This window comes from Micromonospora sp. DT228 (genome assembly GCF_049841595.1).
Taxonomy (GTDB): Bacteria; Actinomycetota; Actinomycetes; order Mycobacteriales; family Micromonosporaceae; genus Micromonospora.
Window position 1 is genome coordinate 277,813 of the sequence record NZ_JBNCKO010000007.1, and the last position, 18,415, is coordinate 296,227.

Sequence of the window (18,415 nt, forward strand, 5' to 3'; positions counted from 1 at the left end):
AGCCTCAGGTCGTCGGCGGTCGGCGGACCTCGACGACACGGGCGGGCCGCCAGCGGCGTCGGTGCCCGGCGGGCATCAGCACGGTGAGCAGGGCGACGAGCCCGGTCAGCACGACGGCGAGCCCCGCACCGAGAGTGACCAGGTAGCGCCCGATCGGGTCGGGGGTCGGCAGGTCGGGGTGGCGAGCGGCCGGCATGGGCAGGCCGGGCCGGGCGGCGTCCTCCTCCGGCAGCACGGTCGCCACGGCGGCGGCCGGGTTGACCACGCCCCAGCCGTAGCCAGGGTGCGGCAACGCCACAGCCGGGTGGTCGGCCGTGACCAGCAGCCGGTGCCGCACCTCGGCCGCCGTCAGAGCCGGCCGGTACGCCCGGACCAGCGCGGCCACCCCGACCACGAACGGTACGGCGTAGCTGGTGCCGCTGCCCTGCCAGTGGCCCGGCCCGCCGGGGCCGATGCTCACCACGTCCACACCGGGCGCGGTCAACCCCAGGTGCCGGCCAGTCTGCGAGAACCCGGCGAGGGCACCGGTGGCGTCGATCGCGCCGACGGCCAGCACGGTGGGCAGCGCCGCCGGGTACGCCACCTGCTGGCCGTGCTGGGCGCCGTTGGCCGCGGCGGCGACGACCACCACGTCCCTGGCCTCGGCGTACGCGATGGCCTCGACCAGGCTGGGCTCCGGGGCAGACGTGCTGGCGGAGATGTTGATGACGTCCGCGTCGGCGTCCACCGCCGTGCGGATGCCCTTGGCGAGCAGCGCCGCCGTTCCGTCGTCGGTGCTGGTGGCAACCCGGATCGGCAGGATCCGCACCTCGGGTGCGACGCCCACGAAGCCGGTGCCCGCGGCCGGCGCCGCACCGATGATGCCGGCGATGAACGTGCCGTGCCCGAAACAGTCGTCGTCGGCGCGCGGCCGGCCGGCGGCGGTGAGGTCGACGCCGGCGAGCACCCGGCCGCTGAGTTGCGGGCTGTTCGTGGCCACGCCCGTGTCCACGATCGCCACTGTCACGCCCTGCCCGCGCGACAGCGGCCAGGCCCGCTCCACGCCCAGTCGTTCCTGCGCCCAGGGCACGCCGGTCTCGACGGTCTCCGGCGGACGCAGGCAACCGCCGGCCCGCGCCGGTGGGGTGGGCGCGGCCACGGCCACCGGCCAGCCGGTGACGATCGTGAACGCCACGACCACCGCGCCGGCCAGGCCTCCCGCCACGGCTAGCGCGGGGTCGCCGACCGCGATGCCCGGTCCACGACGGCGACGACCGCCAGGGACCCGTCGGCCGCGGTGACGCTGAACCGGTCGAGTCGGTCGAAGGGCACGGGGCAGCCGCGGGCAACCTCCTGCCGGAAGTCCCCGCCGGTCACCACGGCCAGCTCCCAGCTCTGATTGTCGACGTCGGTGACGAACAGCCGATAGGGCGCACCGACCTGCAGGCCGGCCAGGGTCGCCCGCAGGTTCACCGCGCCGTCCTGCTGCGAGACGACCACCGACAGGGTTGCACCGCTGGGCGTGTCGGTGGCGTTCGTGACAAGCGTGACGACGGTGTCCGGGCCCTTCGGAACCGCCAGGTCCCCAGTGGTCGTCTGGCCACGCAGTGACTGGCCGACAAGCAGACCCGCGAAGACCAGGGTCACCACGGCGAGCCCGGCGCCCGCGAGTCTCATCCGCCGGCGGCGCTGCTGGCGGCCGGGCCGGGTGGCCGCCGTGGTCGGCGTACGCCCCGGACCGGTGCTGGCGCGGTTCGCGGCAGGACCACGGGCCGGCTCCGCCGTACGGGCCGTGACCGGCGGAGCCGGCTGGGCCGCGGAGGGCTCCCGTTCGGGCGCTGGCGGTGGCTCCGGTGCTGCTGCCCGCTCGTCGACACGGGCCGGACCGGCCACCGTCGCGCTCGGCGGGACGCCGTACTCGGCCACCAACTCCCGGTGGTCGAGGTCGGAGAGCAGGGCGAGCATCGCCACCGCCTCGGCCAGCGCGTCGGCCTCGGCGGAGCACGGGGCACAGGTGGCAAGGTGGCTCTCGACCGCGTCGCGCTGGTCCTCGGCCAACCCGCCGGCCAGGTACACGCCGAGCGCGCTGCGGAGCTGGGGCTCATCGCACACGTCGTCAGCCATGTCGCACCAAGTCCTCAATCCCTCGCCCACGCGGCTGGTCGCCCGCGGTCACCGACCCTCTAAGAACGGAACTGCCCACGGGGGAGTTCACGACCGGGGACGTCTGTGCTGTCACGAACCCGACCGTCGCTCAGTGCGCGCCGGTGAGCGTCGGCTGACTCGGCTGTTCGTCGGGGGCGGTTCCCGCCGGCCAGTCCGCGTCCAATCCATCGTCCTCGCCTCCGGTCTCCGTCGCGGCCCGCCGTACGCTGCGGCGCAGGCGGAACACGAGCAGCGCGCTGAGCACGAGCCCCGCCAGTACGGTCAGCAGGAACGCGACCCTGGTGCCGTCGCCCCCGGTGCTCTGACCGGAACGCCGACCGGTGGACACCTGCGTCGCCTCCTCGGGCAGCTCCCGGGTCACCGCGGCTTCCGGATTGATCATGCCACCGCCGTACCGGGCAGCTGGCTGCGCGTCACCCATCCTGTCGGCCGTGGCCCGAACCCGGTGGGCGACCTGCGCGGCCGACAGGTCCGGGTGGGCGGCACGCACCAGGGCGACCTCGCCGGCGACCAGTGCGACCGCGTACTGCGTGCCGCTGCCGACGAACTGCTTCGTGCCGTTGGTGCCGATGCTGGAGACGTTGACCCCCGGGGCCACCACGTCGACCAGGTCCGCGGCGTACTCCTCCAGGAGCTTGCCGTCCACGCCGACACCGGCGACGCTGATCAGCTCCGCGGGTGGGGCGGCGGCGCCCGTACCGGCTGGAGCGCCGGCCACCACGACGATGTTGCGGCTGAGCGCCGCCTCGATGGCCCGCAGCACGCCCTCGGCGGTGACATCCACGTACGAGCCGAGCGCGATCACCGTCGCACCGGCGGAGACCGCCACCTCGATAGCCGTCGCCTGGGCGACCGCGTCGGCGGACGGCTGCTCCGTGACCACCCGCACCGGCATGACGACCGACTCCGGGGCGACACCCGCGAAAGCGTCCCCGTCCACCGGCTGCGCGGCAACCAGGCCCGCCATCGCGGTACCGGTGCCCAGGCAGTCGCTGTCCCCGCGACCGTCTCCGGTCACGATGTTGGCCCCGACCGACACCCGGCCGGCGAGTTGAGCCGCGCGACCATCCACACCGGAGTCGACGATCGCGACGAGCTGCCCGACGCCCCGGGTGTGCGGCCAGGCCAGGTCGGCGGCCAGCCGCACGGTGGCCCAGTTCGACGGTGCGCTGGCGGCGGTCGCCGTGACGCATTTGCCCGGCGGTGCGGGTGGTGGCGGCGCGGACGGAATCTGCGCCGGGCCCGGTGTCAGGGTGGGGATCGGCGGGGTTCCGCCGGGAGGGGAGGCCGGAGCCGACGGCCTGCCCGGAACGGCGGGAACGCCGGGAACGCCTGGCGCCTGCGGCGTGGACGCCTGCGGCGGGAGGGCCGGAGCACTCGCGGCTGGTGCGGCGGCGGGAGCGGTGCTGGGCAGCACGCCGTGCTGGAGACCCGCCCCGACCGCGTCCCAGGGCACAACCAGGTACCAACCGGCATGGAGGGTGTTCGGGTCGGTGAGCGCGCCGCCGTCCGGCTGCCGCCGGGCCGTGTTGAGGTTGAAGATCTCGGTGGAGCGCGACGAGTTGCCCAGCAACCGGCCAGCGATCTCACCGAGGTTCTCCGGCTTGCCCTGGTAGGCCGAGGTGACGGTGTAGTAGAGGACGTACTCGTCGAGTGCGGCACGCGCCGGCGCGGCGGGTGTGCCGGCGACGAGCACGACCGCCGCGATGATCGCCGCCACCCAGCCCGTCGCGCCGCGTGGAGCCGTGCCCCGCGTCCGGGTCATCTGCTGAGCACCCAGCGCTGGTCGACGGCCCAGCTCTGCCGACCCCACTGGGTGATCGGGGTGCCGTTCTTGCCACAGCAGTCGTCACCGAGGATGTCGAGCGCCTTGCCGGAATTACGGTTGATGAGGGTGACCCACGTGCCGCCGTCGATGAACGACCACTGCTGGCTGGGGTTGTCGAACGCCGGGTCGACCTGGACCAACTCGGCGGTGTCCTTGATCGAGCCGCCGCGGATGCCGAGCGCCTTGTTGTTGAACGCGTTCGTGATCACGACGTACTTCGGATCGGCGGCCTTGGCGATGTGCCAGTACTGGTCCTTCTGGTGCAGGTTGTCGTTGAGCTGGATGGTCGTCCCGCCGGCGGTGACATTGTCCTTCCCCGGCACCTCCATGACCCGGCCGCTCAGGACGTTTGTGAACTGGTAGGAGACCGCCGGGTCCCATTTCGCCGGCAGGGCGGTGGCCGGCGGCGGGGGAGGCGGCACGGGCGACGGAGTCGTGGCGGGCGTGGGTGGCGCAGCCGGTTTCGTCGGCGAGGGGGTGGGCACCACCGAGGGCGACGACGGCGGCGGCGAGGACGGCGGCGGGGATGGCGATACCGAGGAAGGCGGCGGGGCCGGGCGACTCACCGACGGTGACGGGAACGCGCTGGCCAGTCGGCTGTTCGAGTTGTACGCGTCGAGGTAGAGGTCGACCGTGTCGACGAGCTGCGGAACGGCGGCGCCGCGTGGCACTCCGCCCTTGGCCCGCACCGCGGTGACGCCCCACTGGTACGCCGCGAGCGCCAGCGAGTAGGGGTCGGTCTCCTCCCCCGACTGGCGCAGGTTCATTCCGGAGAGCTGGTTGCGCAGGTCGCACATCGCGGTGGCCAGGGTGGGGATGGCCACCTGCGGGTCCCAGACCGATGCGCTGTCGGACGGCTTGTACTCCTCCCACAGCGACGGCGTGAACTGGGCGATGCCCTGGCCGCCGCCGCTGCCCTTCAGGTTCGGGTTGAAGGCCGAGAGCGACCTCAGCTGCGCGGCGATCCGGGCAGCTGACACGGTCGACGGGCAGACCTGACCGGCCTTGACCACCGCGTCGACGTACTCCTCGGGAATGCCCACCTTGTCCGCGGCGGGAGTGGCGGACGGCCGTGCCGGCTTCGTCGCGCCCGAGAACTGCGGCTGCTTGGCGTACCAGTTGGCGTACCCGGCCACCGTGTCGACGTGCTCCTGGGCGGACGTCGGCACGCCCTTGGCCTTGACCACCGCGTCCAGACCGACCTTGTCGGCTGCGACGGCCGCCTTCCAGAGGTCGCCGCCGGCACCGCCGGCCCGGACCTGACCGATCGCCTCGCAGGTGCGGTGCGCCAGCGCGAGCACGTTGGCTCGGACGTCGGCGCGCTGGGCCTGCTGCCACGGCGCCCACGCCTGCCAGGCCCGGGAGTCCAGTCCGGCGATGCCCTCGCCGGACTCGGACACGGCCGTCGCCTTGAACCCCGAGGCGGCCATCAGTTGTGCGGCGAGTCGCGGCCCAGTCAGCGCCGGGCAGGAGGTGGCGCCGACGACGATTGCCGGCAGCACGTCGGCGGGGACCGGCTCACCCTCGACTGTGCTCTCGGCCAACGCCGGCCCGACCTGCAGGCCGGCCGCCACGACGCAGACGACGGCCGCGGTGAAGGCGACCCCGGCCTCGATCCGCTGACGGGTCGTCCGCAGTGAACCCCATGCGCGCCGGCCCGAGGTGTGCAGGTTGGCCAGGCGTCCGATCACCGATCTCAGTGTCACGGTTGCTTCCCTCTCCGACGGGTGTGCGCTGTGAACGAGCCGAGCGACCGGTTGGTTCACGGTTGGGCGGGGCAACTTCGGAACTCTTGCCGGTGAGCCACTCAGATGCTGAACCCTCGCCCGGCGAGATCCTCGCGCAGCGCCCGCAGCGCGTAGAAGGTCCGTGACTTGACCGTCCCCTCGGGGATCGAGAGGTTGCGCGCGGCCTCGGCGACCGTGTGTTCCTGAAAGTAGATCTCGATCAGCGCGCTGCGCAGCCGCTCGGGCAACCTGGCCACGGCGTCACGCACCTCGCGGCCGTTGAGCAGGCGGTCGATGTCGTCCACGGCGGCGTGCCGCTCCTCGATGCGCTCGTCGAGCTGCTCGGACGGCCTGCCCCGGGCCGCCCTCAGGTGGTCGATGGCGATGCGTCGGGCCACGGTGAACAGCCAGCCCCGGCTCCACTGACCGTCGGTCGTCCGCGCCTCCGGATGGTGCCAGGCACGCACCAGCGTCTCCTGGACGATGTCCTCGGCAAGGCCACGATTGCCCATCGTCAGACGCAGCAGGTAGTTGAGCAGAATCGGCCCATGTGTCTCATAGGCGAGCCGCAGCGCGTCGTCGTAGGTCGGCTCCGGCGACGACGCACCCGAGAGCATGTTCCCCGCGGCCTGGTTCATGGCAGCGATAACGAGTGCATCGGTACCCGCGTTCAGTGTTCGTGGGGGTTTTCCCGAGGAATCTTGGCAGACCCTCGCGGGCCGGCTCGACGTCGGAACCCCATTGGGTACGCTGACCTGCCGAAACATCGAAACGGGCGGTGCGGCCCGGTGCGGTCGCGATTGGACGGGTCGCGCGTCGGCTCGACTCACGTCGGATCCGGTCCCCCGTCCGGTCGCGGCGATCCCTTGACCACGTCGGCCGTCACCAGAACCCCGCCGTCGACCTGACGGACGCTGAGCTGACTCAGGTCGTCCACCGACACCGCGACGTCACCGGTGTAGCCGCCGCGGCCCGGGTTGCCGTTCAGCCGACCGAGCAGCAACTCCTCGCCCGCCGTGGTGAGTGCCCACAGCTGGTACGACGTGTCCGGCGCCAGACCGTCGGTGGAGACCCGCAGGTTCACCTGACCGTCGTCGTCGTAGAGGACCGCGGAGAACTCCACGCCGCTGACGCCGTCGTCGGTGGTCGCCACCGCCACGACCGGGCCGGGCGAGTCAGTCGCGTTCCAGGGCTCGATGAGCAGTGTCGTGCTGAGCGCGACGGCGAGCAGGCCGGTCAGGCCCACCACGCCACCGAGGCGCCGACCGCGTGACCTGGGGCGGCGGTGCGAGTGCGGGCCACGGGACAACGGGCCGGTCGCGGGGCGTGGGGGCAGGAAACCCTCGCCGGGTCCGGCGCGGTACCGGTCGGCCACACCGGGCGGGTGGGCCCGGATCACCGGACGGACGTCGTCGGGGAGGCCGAGACGGGGCACCGCGCGGGTCTCGCGCACGATCACGACCGGAGCCTCGGCGCGGGCGGGCCGGTCCCGCGCCGGCGCGGCGCCGGGTGCGCCGAAAAGATGATCACCAGGAGGGGTACGGTCCGACTCGGCCGGACCCGCCCCGAAATCGGCGATCAAGCGTCGTACGTGTGCGGCGCTGAGCAGGCCGAGAGTGTCGACGGTGTGGTCGATGTCCTCCCGCTCGGCCTGGCAGCTCGCGCAGTGGTCCAGGTGACTGGCGACGTCGCGTCTCTCCACCTCGGACAGCAGACCGAGCACGAGCATGCAGACACTTGTCCGCATCGTGGCGTCGACGCAGGTGGACGTGACCATGGGAGGTCACTTTCCGCGGGGGGCGGCGGCAGCGGCCATCAGTCGCCACCCGCTGCCGATCCGCCGTGTCCGGCGGAAAGGCCGGACGTACGCTCGGACCACCTGGTGCCGACAAGGTCCGGCAGGGTGATCCGCACCGCGTCGCTGATGATGCCCAACACGCCGGTCGGGCCGAGCAGACCGTCCGTCGCGATGGCCCACTCCTCCGCCGGATCGAGGTAGTCGTGGCTGTCGGCCCACCGCGCCCGCGTCGGCTCCAACTGCTCGCGCAGCGTGGCGAGCCGCCTGGCGACATCGGTGGCCAGCGCGTTGATGGCCGGCCCCGGGTCGGCCGGGTCGCCCGCGCCGTCGGGGACCGGTGCCCACTCGGCGCCGCTCATCGGGACCCACCGGCGGCGAGTGCCAGATCGGCCGGCCGGAGGTCGGCCTCCGTCTGCAGGTCACCGGCGATGTCGTGGAGCGCGTCGTCGAGCATCCGGGCGTAGATGTCGTACCCGGTCAGCAGGGCGTCGCGACGGGAGGCGGACATCCGCAGGCGTGCCGGGTCGAGGCTCGCCAGGTGGGCGCGTAGCCGGTCGAGTTGCGTACTGATGCCGGCCGCGGCATCGCGGCATGCCTCGGCGATATTGCCCTGGCCCTGCGGATACGGTGTAATTCCCCTCATAACGCCTCCGATCTCGGGAGAACATCCTGAGAACGATGGGTGGCACGCCCTGGTTCACCATTCCTCCGACGATCCTTGGATCGCGGCAGCACCCGACGACCCCGGCGAAGGACGATGCCACGATGAGACGATGGCTCGCGGTGCTCGGCCTCTGCCTGCTCATGCTGGGCGTCAGCACCCAGGTGGTCGCCCCGGCGGCCGTCGCCGCACCCACCTCGACGCTGCGCGCTCCGGGCGAGACCGGCAAGTACTACGTCGTCGGACCTCCGGTCGACGGCCAACGGGAATATCTCTTCGCGATCGCGGCGAAGACACTGGGCAACGGCAATCGGTCCCCGGAGATCTTCGCGCTCAACGAGGGGCGACGCCAACCCGACGGCCGTCGGCTGACCGACGCGACAAGCCTGCAGCCCGGCTGGATCCTCGTCCTGCCCCGGGACGCGACGGGCCCCGGCGTCCAGACCGGCGCGCTTCCGGCGCCGACGCCAGCACCGACAGCGGTGTCACCGTCCCGGCCGTCGACCGCGTCCACCGCATCCGCCGACCCGCCGGCACCGTCCACCGTCACCCTGCCGCAGCTGTCGGCCCTGTGGTCCCCGACCGGGCTGCGGGTGGCGCTGATCGCGCTCGCCGTGCTCCTGCTGCTCTGGGCACACGTGGCCCTCCGTGCACGGCATCGACCCGCCCGTGGCGGCGCCGCACCGGCCAGCAGCCCGGTCCGCCCCGTCCCGACGACGACCCCCCCGGATCCACGGCCCGCACCGGTGACCGCGCCGCCGGCGGAGCCACCACCTCCCCCGGCGCCCGCGAAACCAGCCCTCGTGCTGCCACCCCCGGTCGCGACCGAGCCGCCCACACGGCCGCCCGCGGCGCTCACCACCACGCCGCCCGCCCAACCACCCGAGTGGGTCGCGACCGAGCCGCCCACCCAACCGCCCGCGGCGCTCACCACCGCGCCACCCGCCCAGCCGCCGGTGACGGTCCCGTCGCCGCGCGCCGCAGATCGCACCCCGGCTCGGGCGGTGCACGACGTCCGGGCGGCCGGCCTTCTTCCGCTGTCCCGTCCCAACCCGTTCGCCACCCTGGTCACGGATCTGACCTGCGGCCCGGACCGGGCGACCGTGCGGCTGGTCGGCGCACGCCCGGCTCGCTGGGGATCCCCCTACGGGTGGCTGACCGACGGGCAGCGACCTCCACCGTCGAGTGCGCCTCTCGTGCTGGGCGACCGGGACGGGCATCGACTGTGGATCGACCTCGCGGTGGCCCCCGACGTACTCACCCTCGGCGGTGACCTGGCCGCCTGCCGCCGGCACACGCTGACCCTGCTGGACCAGTTCGACGCCGACACGGACCTGGTGGTGGTCGGTGACGTGCTCGGCGACGCGGCACCCGAGGGTTGCCGCCGGGTCGACACCGTTGCCGAGTTGGCGGCCGAGGAATCGTCGACAAGGGTACGGGTGGTGGTGTGCGCAGGCCCCGATGCCGGGGCGCGGTGGGCTCCCTTCCGCGCGCTGTCGCACAGCCCCCAACGAACCGTACCGATTGTCGTCGGCGCGGGACCTACGGCACGGTGGTCGTTGCGGCTGGGTCCACCGGTCGCGGCCCAGACCGGACGGTGAGCTGGCCCAGCGCCGGGCGTACGCCCAGAATGGACGCCTCACGGCCGGTGCCGGCCCGAGACGGGACACAGAGCGAGGACTACGTTGCGACCCAGCCGACAGCGCACGCTCGGGGCAGGCCCGGAGCAGCTTTCCCCAGTGGATGTGCCGCTACCCGTCGACGGCCTGTGCGACCTGGTGCTTGTCCGCACCGAGGACGGCGGGTTGGCCCGGCCAGCGGATGACAGCACGGCACTGACCGCGGACGAGATTGCCGAATGCGCGCGGGCGCTCGGAGTCGCGGGGCGGGACCTTCGCGTCCTCGTCGACGACGGTGCCCGCGACGCGGCCCTGTTCGGGCAGGTCGCCACCGCGCTGAGCTGCGACGTCCTGGTCGCGCCCGCCGGAGCGACCGTGCGGCGCCGGACCGGCCCGGGCCTCGCCGGCCCGGCCGAGGCGGTCCCGGTCGACCGGGTCAGCGGGGCGGTGGTCGACTGGGTCCTGGTGCAGCCCACCGCACTCCAGACCACCCGGCCCGGATGGTTCGACCTGGCCGGCGGCCTGGTGCTGCCGAGGAGCGGGCTGGCGGCACTGCCGCTGGCGGGCGGCCTGGAGTTCGCCAACCGCGAGGACTTCGTCGTACGCCGGGCCGCTGCCGCCCGGCTCGGCGTCGGTCATCCGGACCTGGTGACGGTGGCCCTCGCGACTCGCGCCGGCCAGTTCCGACTCTCGACGTACCGGCCGGACGCCGCCGGGGAGAGACCGGGCCGTTACTCCGGGCAGGACGTGGCCGCGGCCCTCTCCGCGACGTTCCTGTACGGCGGTGACCTGCGCCTGTGGATGCGCTGGCCGGACGATCCCGCACAGTGCGCGCGCCTCGACGCCGAGGTGACGGCCCTGGCCGAGGCGACCGGCGCGACGGTGTGGGCCCCGGAGGTCGGCGGCGAGGCGGTGCTGTTGCGCGGCTGCCTGGACCTGGCCGCCCGGGACCGCTCCGGCGCGGTCACCCGCTGGCGGGAATACCGCCCCCCACACGCACCGGGCGCCCCTCGCTTCGAGACCGATCGTGACGGACGGCTCGTGCCCGGTGGCGGGCCCACGGTCAGCGCCGCCGGCGGGGTGGCGCTGATCAGCTCGGTTCGGCCGTCGGAGGTCACGTTCCTCGAACGGTACGCCGACCTGTCGGCCGAGCCGGGCATGACGCTCGTCGATCTGACAATTCTCGACGGAGGGCGTCTCGCTCTGCGCTACGCAGATGACAGCCACCTCGCGGTGAGCGCGGTCGAGCTGCGGGCGCTGTTGACGAACGCCGGATGGCAGGGTGCCGACCTCCAACTGCTGACCCCGGTGGCCGACGAGGGGACCGAGGGCCTGCGGGAGCACCTGAGCGTTCTGGAGTCGGACCTCGGCGTCGAGATCTGGTCGCTGGCCCCCGGCGCCGTCGTCGTGGTCCGCGACGGCCTGGCCCGGGCCGTTGACGAACAGCGACGCCCGGCGCGCTGGTTGCGGGCCGCCGGTGCGGATCTGCGGGCCGAGACCGGTCGGTGGCGCAACGACGATGGTTGGCTGATCCCGCGTCGGCGGGGCGCGGATGAGCCGTCGACACCTGCGCCGGGGCCCTCGCCCGCCGAGCCGGCGACAGCCGAGCGGTCGCCCGGCGAACCGGCAGCCGAGCGGTCGCCCGCCGCACCGGCGGCAGCCGTGCCGCCGCCCGAGCGGGTGTTGCCGGCACCGAGCCCGCGCCCCGCACTGACCGTCCCCGCACCCGGCAGCCGAGCACACGGTCTGCGGTGGTTGCCGGACCGCCCCGAGGTGAACGCCGACCCCGTGTGGGTCTGGCTGGCCAGCCCGTGGTCGCCGCGGCGGGTCGCGGTCGAGGGTGTGCCGTCGGCCGACCTGTTCCTCGTCGGCGACCTCGACGGCGAGCGGGTCGCCCGTGCCCACCCGTACCAGCATCTGCTGTGCCTGCGGGTCGAGGCCGGCGGCCTGGTGGACCTGGACCGGGTCGGTGACCTACCGGCGGGTCACCGCGTCGCCGGGGCGGCGGGCAGGTTCCTGCTGCCGGCGGGCTGGCTCGACCAGGCGCGGCTACAGGCGGGCTACGACATCGACGACGCCGGGCGGCCACAGGAGGAGACCGAACTACCCGGACATGACGTCGTGCTGCGCTGCACCGGTGCGCGACACGGCACGGACGGTCTCCCGGACGACGTGGTGCGCTGGCCCGCAGGTGGGCGGAGGGCTGGCGTCTGGGCGCTGATCCCGGCCCCCGGGGACGAGCCGACTGACGACTTCCTGCCACTGCACCAGGGTCGACCGTCGGTGCGCGACGGATATCTGTTGGTACGTCTTCGGGTGGCGGCGGGCCGGGCGATCGACGCGCGGGCCAGCGCCGCCGCGTTGGCCGCCCATCCCTCGATTCGGTCGCGCCTGCCCGAGTTGGTGGCCGACGGTGTGACGCTGCTGTTGCCGCCGGGCTCCTACGACGACACCCGGGTGGAGCAGGTGCTGCACACCGACGGCGGGCGCTGGCGGCAGCGGGCGAGAGGAGTCGACCTGGACCTGCCGAACCTCCTCGGGCATCGGCCCGCACCAGACGTGTGGCGGCCTCAACCGATGCGGTAGTCACCGAGCAGCACGGCCGTGGCCAACTCCACCCGGGACCGGTAACCGGTGCGGTTGAACAGTCGGGTGAGCCGGCCCTCGATGCTCTTCGCGCTGTTCTGCGTGGCGGCGGCCAACTGTCGGTTCGACAGTCCCTCCGCGACCAGTGCGGCGAGCAACCGTTCGCCCTCGGCAAGGGTCTGCGCCCGTCCCGGCACCGTGATGCCATGGTCCCGCATTGCCTGCCGAACCCGGGACCGGTGCAGGATCGCGCCCAGGTCGCCGAGGATCTCGTATGCCTCACCCAGCAGCTCGACGCTCCGACCGGTCCAGCGGACCACCCGCTCGATCGCCCTGGCCACCTCGTGGGGCTGACCGACGACCCGGGCCAGCGCCACCAGGTCCCCGGCCCGCATCCGGTCCGGTCGAACGATCAGTTGGGCGGTGGCGATCCGCAGCGCGCCGATGGCGGTGGTCTGGTCCGCCGCCGTCACGGCGGATGCGGCGGCGGTGCGGGCCGCTTCGCCGTCGCCGCGTTCGGTGGCGAGTTCCGCGGCCACCAGCCAGAGTTCGTCCAGGCCGACGACCAGCCCGTGCCGGGTGGCGGCGGCCAGGGCGTCGCCGACGACGCGTTCGGCGGCCGGCGCGTCGCCGAGGATCCACTCCGCCTCGGCCGCCACGGGCGCCAGCAGGTACGGCAACGGGGCGTCGTCGGCGCGGGCGACGTCGAGCATTGCTCGGGCCCGCACCGGCCAACCACGGGCGAGCAGTATCTCGGCCGCCGCCCGATGCACGGTGCTGTGTGCCACCGGGCGCGTCACGGGGAGATCGGCTGCGATACCGAGCAGCGCGGCGTCGTTCGCGGCGTCCCACCGGCCCGCGCGCCAGTGCACCAGGCACCGCTCGGGCGGCGGCAGATCGTCCACCGTCAGACCGGCCGCCGTCAGCTCACGATCCGCTTGGTCCAGCGCACCGACGACCGCCGCCAGGCTGACCCGCGCGACGGTGTCCGCGAAACGTCGGCGGGCAGCGCCCCGAACCGACCCGCCGAGGCCCGAGCCGTCACCGGCCGGAGCCCCGGCCACCGGGAGATCGCCAGCCAAAGCGTCGGCCACCGGGACGCCGCCGGCCGAGCCGTCACCGGCCAGAGCATCGGCCACCGGGAGATCGCCAGCCGAAGCGTCGGCCACCGGGGCGCGGCCGGCGGTGATCGGCGTGCCGATCAGCAGTTCGCTGTCGGAGCGGGTCGGGTCGGACGGCAGCAGACTCACGGCCTCGGCCCAGCGGTCCAGGAAACAGAGCGCCGCGGCCCGGGTCGTCCGGGTCGGCAGCGGACCGTCGGGCAGCCAGGGTTCGCCGGCCGCGATGGCCTGCACGTCAGGCGCCGCACGCGCGCCCCGCGCGCTGGCGAGGGCGAGCAGTTCGGCCTCCTGCCGGGCGGCGTCGGGCAGGGTGTCGGCGTACTCGCCGAGCAGGTGGCGCATCTGCGCCTGGGCGACGGCGTACCCGCCGATGCCGACTTCGGCGACGGCTCGGGCCAGCAGGGCCTCGGCGCGGTCCGCGGGATCGCCGCTGAGGTCGGCCGCGCCGGCCCACCAGCGTGCCGCCGCGGCGGGCGCGCGTACGGCCGCGTCGTCCGCGTGCTGGCGCAGCAGCGCCGCCGCCCGCTCGGCGTGGACCAGGCCACCGGCGGCGGCGGCCTGATCCGGCAGGTACGCCGGATCCGCGCACCGGGCGGTGCCCGACCAGAGCGCCTCGACCGCCACCTGCGCGAGCCGGCGTCGTTCGTAGGGGCCGAGACCCGCGCGCAGGGCCAGTGCCAACGCGGGCACCCGGATCCGCCAGCCGCGCCGATACTCCCGCACGAAACCCTCCGCGCACAGGGCATCCAGGTGCCGGTGTACCTGCTCCGGTGTGGTGTCGAGCGCCTGCCCGATCAGCCCGGGGACGGCCCCGCCCAACGGTTCGAGCACTGCCAGGGCGCGGGCGACCGTGTGGGTGGCCGGGCCCAGCTGCCGTACCGGCCGGGTGAGGTCGTGCTCGGCGGGGATCCGGGGTGTGCTTGCCGCATCGGTCAGGTAGGCGCGGCGCTCGACGATCCGCAGGGCCGCCGCGGCGCGGTAACCCTCGACGACGGCCAGCACCGCGGCGGGCACACCACAGCCGAGTCGGTGTAGCTGCGTCGAGAGGGAGTCGTGTGGCGTTGCCTGCAACGCCTGGCGGGCGAGCACGTCGACGTCGGCACGGGACAGCGGCCGCAGCCGTTCGATCCGCACGAGCCCACTCTGGCGCAGGTGGTCGAAGGCGGCCGACTGGTCCGAATCCGCACCGACGGCGTCGGAACGCAGGGCGGCGACGCACCGTACGGGCACCGGGTACTCCTCGTGCAACACGTCGCGCAGGGCCTCGACGGACTCCGCGTCAGCCCACTGGGCATCGTCGACGAGGAGCACCAGGCCGGGGTGTCGCCGCAGGACGCGGGAGAGTGCGTGCGCTGGCGGCTCGCCGGTGAGGGCGTGACCACGACCGGCGGCCAACCGGGTGGGGGTCGGGATGAGCGCGGCGAGGATCCGCCCGGCGAGATATCCCGCGTCGTGCCGACACCCCGGCGCCAACCGCAGGTCGAGAACGGGTCTGCCGGCCCGCGTGGCGGCATTGCGCAGCGTGCGAAGGGCATGGGTGCGACCGATGCCGGCCGGACCGGTGAGCACGGTCAGGGTGGGCCCGTCGAGGTCGACCGGGAGGTTCGCCGCGACGCTCACGACGCCGGACCGAGGATGTCCGTGGTGAGGCTCACCGCGGCCAGTTCGACACGCGAGCGGCAGCCGGTACGCGCGAAGAGTCGGGTCAGGTGGTTCTCGACGGTCTTCTCGCTGATCCGCACCTGCGCCGCGATCTGCCGGTTGGTCCGTCCGTGACCGATCAACTCGATGATGTGCGTCTCCACCGGGCTGAACCCCGTCCGGGGCGTACGGGTGCGGGGCTGGCGGACGTCGCGCTCCCGCATCGCGGCGGCGACGGCGGACCGCAGCCAACCAGAGGTCATCGTCTTCGCCACCGCCTGTGCCTCGACGAGCCACGGCCGAGGGTCCTCGGCGACCCGGCCGAGCGCCAGACACGCGTACGCGAGGGCGAGGCGGTTCCCACCGGCACGGACGAGATCGACACCGCGTGCGGCGGCGTTCGCGTCACCCCGGCACAGCGCCTGGACCAGCAGTGTCGTCTGCCTGCTGAGCCGACGCCGAGGCTCGGTCGCGTCGGCGTCGACCACCGCCGTCAACCAGGCCATCTGCTCGCCGAGACCGAACCGTGCCGCGAGACCCGCCGCGCGTACCAGGAGGTGCTCGACGCCGATGCGGCTGCCGTGGCGCCGGTGGCTCTCGTACGCCCGCCGCCCGTCACCCAACCGCCGGGCCGCCTCCTGCGCCGTCTGGGCTTCCCCGGCCGGCCCGTTCGCGGCCCACCACCGAAGTGCCGCGTACGGGGGTTCCTCCGGGACCGAGCGCAGCCAGGAGGGCGCCTCCGTGGCTCGACCCAGCAGGCCGAGCGCCTCGGCCGCCCAGAGCCGGGCGAGACAGCGCGGCAGGGGCGCCTCGGTGCCGGTCAGGTCGAGCTCGCGGGCGGCCGAGAGCAGGCCGGAGAGGTCGCCGCCGGCCTGGCAGGTGTGCAGCCGGTGGTACGCGGACAGGAGCCCGTCCTTCGGCACGTCGTAGCGGTGCGGTCCCAGGACCAGCCCCAGGAGTGCGGCGACGTCCCCCGTCTCGCCGGCCAGCAGCAACTCCTCGGTCGCCGGACCCGCATCCGCACAGCCGGCACCGACGGCGCCGGCCAGGACGGCAAGCTCCGCCGGGTGCAGCAGCGCTCCGGTGCCGACGAAGGCGGCCGACGGCTCCAGCTCCACCTCCGGCTGCGGCTGCGGCTGCGCGGGCGGTGCGCCGGTGAGCCACCGGTCGGCGAAGTCCACAATCGCCCGGGCCGCAGGTGCTCCCTCCAGCGCGGCCCGGATGGCGGCGGGCACCGGCACTCCGGTGTGCACGGCGACAAGTGCGGCGGCGGCCGCGAGGTCCGCGGCGTGCCGGGACGACGCGCCCTGGCCTCGCTGGATGGCCGTGTCCACCACCTCGCCGAGGCGGGCGACCTGGCCGGTGCGCACCAGTAGCCGCAGCAGCCGGGCGAGGATGTCGTCCCCGGCCCGCCCGTCGCCGGCGTGCCAGAGCGCGGCGCGCAGCCAGTGCGCCGCCCGGTCCGGCGCACGGTCGGTGTTCTCGTCGGCCGTGGCGGCGAGGGTCACCGCCGTACGCCTGTCGAACGGCAGGGCGACGCCCGCCGAGGTGACCTGGTCGGCCAGGGCCGCCCCGTCCGCCGGCCGGCCGGACGCGGCTCGGCGGAACATCGCCGCGGCACAGGCGCGGTGCAGGCGGGCCACCGCGTCCGGGCCGGCATCGGCGATCAGGCGGGCGGTGAGCGCCGGGCTCTGCGGAACGATCCCGCCCCGCGGTCCGGCGACGAGCAGTCCGTCGTCGATCAGTTCGTCGATAATCCAGCCGTAGTCGGACAGCCGCCCGCGGGTGGCGTCGGCGAACAGCGGCAGGTCGTCGACGCCGAACCGGGTGACGGCGGCCATGGTGGCCAGCCGGACGGCGACCGGGCCGCGCGCCCGCAGCGTGGCAAGCAGGCTGTGGTCCGTCGGCAGCGCGATCGGGGCGTGCGGGTCCAGCAGGCACAGGTGCCCCCGGACGACCGCGAGCCGCCCGGCCCGGGTCAACTCGTGTGCGACCTCCAGCACCGTGCCGGGGTGACCGGCCAGCGGCCCGAGCGCGGTGGACAGGGCTGAGGGCACCGCGTCGTCGAGCGGCACGGCGTAGCGGCGGGCGAGCATTCCGCGAACGGCCTCGGCGCTCAACGGCGGCAGGTCCACCACGACGTCGGCGAGCGTGCCGAGTCGGCCGTCGCCGGGCGCTCCGGCGGCCACGACGAGGCAACCGGCGCGGACGGCGGCGGCCAGCGCCGGGGCCAGCGCGGGACCGGCGTCGTCGGCGATCAGCACCGTCGGCCCCCGCCGGCCGATCAGGGCGAACGCGGCGGCGGCCTGCTGGGCCAACGCGATGCCACGTCCGGCATGCTCGCCGGCGGGCTTGTCGCAGAGCGCACCGAGCGCGCTCAGCGGGCCGGCGAGGGGCGGGTCGGCCAGCAGCTCGTACTGGTCCCGAACGGCGTTCAGCAGCGCCGCGAAGCCGGCGGCGGTGTCGCCCGGTGCGGCAGGTGCCACCCGGAGCACCACCACCCCGGCCGTACGCCAGGCACCCGCGGCCGCGTCCAGCAGCGACGTCCGGCCGCTGCCCGCCCGACCCCGCACCAGTGCGAACCGGCCACCGATCGCGGCAGCCGCACAGGCCGCGTCGAGGGCGTCCAACTGCGCCGCACGACCCACGATCGCCCGCCGTCTCGGGATGGCTCCCGGCCGCACGGTGCGTGGTCGCGGCACCTCCGGCGCCGTCATCCGACCCGCGCCCCGACGCCGGGGCGGCCACGCCCACCCGCTGCCGCACCGACGGCGTCCTGCCGGATCACCAGGAAGATCTCACCGGCCACGGCCAGCGAACGTACATAGGACTCCTCGTCCTCGGTCTCCAGCCAGATGATCCGCCCGCCCGCCTCGCGGGGGCGATCCGCGCCAGCCTCGGCGAAGTGCGCGTCGATCAGCACCAGCGGCACCGGGGCCGACCACCGCTGCGGGACCCTGCGGTTGGCGCGGTCGTTGAGCAGGACCTGCATCTCCTCCGAATCGCAGTCGAAGGAGTCGTAGGCGTCGAGCACCCGCCGCTGGATCCTGCGCAGGGACAGCTCGGCGTGCTCCGTGCGGACCGCCCGGCGCCTCCCCTCCGGCACGGCCTGGTATCCCGGGATCAGTTCGGCGAGCAGCGCCGCCGGGTCGTCGGCGCTGACGCTGCGTTCCCCCGCGGCCCAGACCATCCGGTAGCGCCGCTCTTCGTTCCCGACCCGTGCCACGTGCTCGCCTCCATCCACGCCCGACGGTGCGCCGGACGCGCCTGTTCAAACGAGATGCGGCCC

At 74.3% G+C, this 18,415-nt stretch carries 13 protein-coding genes; 2 read left to right on the forward strand and 11 right to left on the reverse strand.

What is annotated here, in order from left to right; translation table 11 throughout:
- Positions 1-4 precede the first annotated feature (4 nt).
- The 8 genes from mycP to ACLQ29_RS17145 all read right to left on the reverse strand — a co-directional run bounded on the left by mycP (position 5) and on the right by ACLQ29_RS17145 (position 8,141).
- Positions 5-1,204 carry a type VII secretion-associated serine protease mycosin gene (gene mycP, locus ACLQ29_RS17110; protein WP_425772520.1) on the reverse strand — a complete coding sequence of 400 codons (1,200 nt, stop codon included), beginning with the start codon at positions 1,202-1,204 and terminating at the stop codon, positions 5-7.
- 2 nt (positions 1,205-1,206) lie between these two features.
- Positions 1,207-2,103, reverse strand: coding sequence for a zf-HC2 domain-containing protein (locus ACLQ29_RS17115; protein WP_425772521.1), 897 nt, complete (start codon positions 2,101-2,103; stop codon positions 1,207-1,209).
- A gap of 130 nt (positions 2,104-2,233) precedes the next feature.
- Entirely contained in the window at positions 2,234-3,910 is a 1,677-nt protein-coding gene (locus ACLQ29_RS17120) for a S8 family serine peptidase (RefSeq protein WP_425772522.1), read from the reverse strand.
- Positions 3,907-5,679, reverse strand: coding sequence for an RICIN domain-containing protein (locus tag ACLQ29_RS17125; RefSeq protein ID WP_425772523.1), 1,773 nt, complete (start codon positions 5,677-5,679; stop codon positions 3,907-3,909). Before ACLQ29_RS17125 ends, ACLQ29_RS17120 begins: the two co-directional genes overlap by 4 nt.
- 101 nt (positions 5,680-5,780) lie before the next feature.
- Positions 5,781-6,338 carry a sigma-70 family RNA polymerase sigma factor gene (locus ACLQ29_RS17130; protein WP_357522731.1) on the reverse strand — a complete coding sequence of 186 codons (558 nt, stop codon included), beginning with the start codon at positions 6,336-6,338 and terminating at the stop codon, positions 5,781-5,783.
- 188 nt (positions 6,339-6,526) lie between these two features.
- Entirely contained in the window at positions 6,527-7,477 is a 951-nt protein-coding gene (locus tag ACLQ29_RS17135; RefSeq protein ID WP_425772524.1) for a hypothetical protein, read from the reverse strand.
- Between the two features lie 38 nt (positions 7,478-7,515).
- Positions 7,516-7,857 carry a hypothetical protein gene (locus ACLQ29_RS17140; protein ID WP_393368355.1) on the reverse strand — a complete coding sequence of 114 codons (342 nt, stop codon included), beginning with the start codon at positions 7,855-7,857 and terminating at the stop codon, positions 7,516-7,518.
- Positions 7,854-8,141, reverse strand: coding sequence for a hypothetical protein (locus tag ACLQ29_RS17145; protein WP_425772525.1), 288 nt, complete (start codon positions 8,139-8,141; stop codon positions 7,854-7,856). Before ACLQ29_RS17145 ends, ACLQ29_RS17140 begins: the two co-directional genes overlap by 4 nt.
- A gap of 122 nt (positions 8,142-8,263) precedes the next feature.
- Between ACLQ29_RS17145 and ACLQ29_RS17150 the strand changes: the two genes are divergently transcribed.
- Both ACLQ29_RS17150 and ACLQ29_RS17155 read left to right on the forward strand, forming a co-directional pair.
- Positions 8,264-9,760 (forward strand): hypothetical protein, encoded by a 1,497-nt coding sequence (locus ACLQ29_RS17150; RefSeq protein WP_425772526.1) that lies wholly within the window; start codon positions 8,264-8,266, stop codon positions 9,758-9,760.
- A gap of 138 nt (positions 9,761-9,898) precedes the next feature.
- A complete protein-coding gene (locus tag ACLQ29_RS17155) occupies positions 9,899-12,364 on the forward strand; it encodes a hypothetical protein (RefSeq protein ID WP_425772527.1) in 2,466 nt (821 codons plus the stop codon).
- Here ACLQ29_RS17155 and ACLQ29_RS17160 read toward each other — a convergent pair.
- From ACLQ29_RS17160 to ACLQ29_RS17170, 3 genes are all read right to left on the reverse strand, one after another.
- The gene (locus tag ACLQ29_RS17160; RefSeq protein WP_425772528.1) at positions 12,349-15,105 is read right to left on the reverse strand and encodes an AAA family ATPase; all 2,757 of its coding nucleotides are present in this window, start codon (positions 15,103-15,105) and stop codon (positions 12,349-12,351) included. The genes ACLQ29_RS17155 and ACLQ29_RS17160 overlap by 16 nt on opposite strands.
- Positions 15,102-17,774, reverse strand: a complete 2,673-nt coding sequence (locus tag ACLQ29_RS17165) for a LuxR C-terminal-related transcriptional regulator (RefSeq protein WP_425772529.1) — start codon at positions 17,772-17,774, stop codon at positions 15,102-15,104. The genes ACLQ29_RS17160 and ACLQ29_RS17165 overlap by 4 nt, the downstream gene beginning before the upstream one ends.
- A gap of 65 nt (positions 17,775-17,839) precedes the next feature.
- A complete protein-coding gene (locus ACLQ29_RS17170) occupies positions 17,840-18,352 on the reverse strand; it encodes a hypothetical protein (protein ID WP_425772530.1) in 513 nt (170 codons plus the stop codon).
- Positions 18,353-18,415 lie beyond the last annotated feature (63 nt).

What these genes read in the sequence shown, in the direction of transcription:
- ACLQ29_RS17115 (WP_425772521.1), bottom strand. Translation starts at nt 2,103, where the DNA reads ATGGCTGACGACGTGTGCGATGAGCCCCAGCTCCGCAGCGCGCTCGGC.
- ACLQ29_RS17120 (WP_425772522.1), bottom strand. Translation starts at nt 3,910, where the DNA reads ATGACCCGGACGCGGGGCACGGCTCCACGCGGCGCGACGGGCTGGGTG.
- ACLQ29_RS17130 (WP_357522731.1), bottom strand. Translation starts at nt 6,338, where the DNA reads ATGAACCAGGCCGCGGGGAACATGCTCTCGGGTGCGTCGTCGCCGGAG.
- ACLQ29_RS17135 (WP_425772524.1), bottom strand. Translation starts at nt 7,477, where the DNA reads ATGGTCACGTCCACCTGCGTCGACGCCACGATGCGGACAAGTGTCTGC.
- ACLQ29_RS17140 (WP_393368355.1), bottom strand. Translation starts at nt 7,857, where the DNA reads ATGAGCGGCGCCGAGTGGGCACCGGTCCCCGACGGCGCGGGCGACCCG.
- ACLQ29_RS17145 (WP_425772525.1), bottom strand. Translation starts at nt 8,141, where the DNA reads ATGAGGGGAATTACACCGTATCCGCAGGGCCAGGGCAATATCGCCGAG.
- ACLQ29_RS17150 (WP_425772526.1), top strand. Translation starts at nt 8,264, where the DNA reads ATGAGACGATGGCTCGCGGTGCTCGGCCTCTGCCTGCTCATGCTGGGC.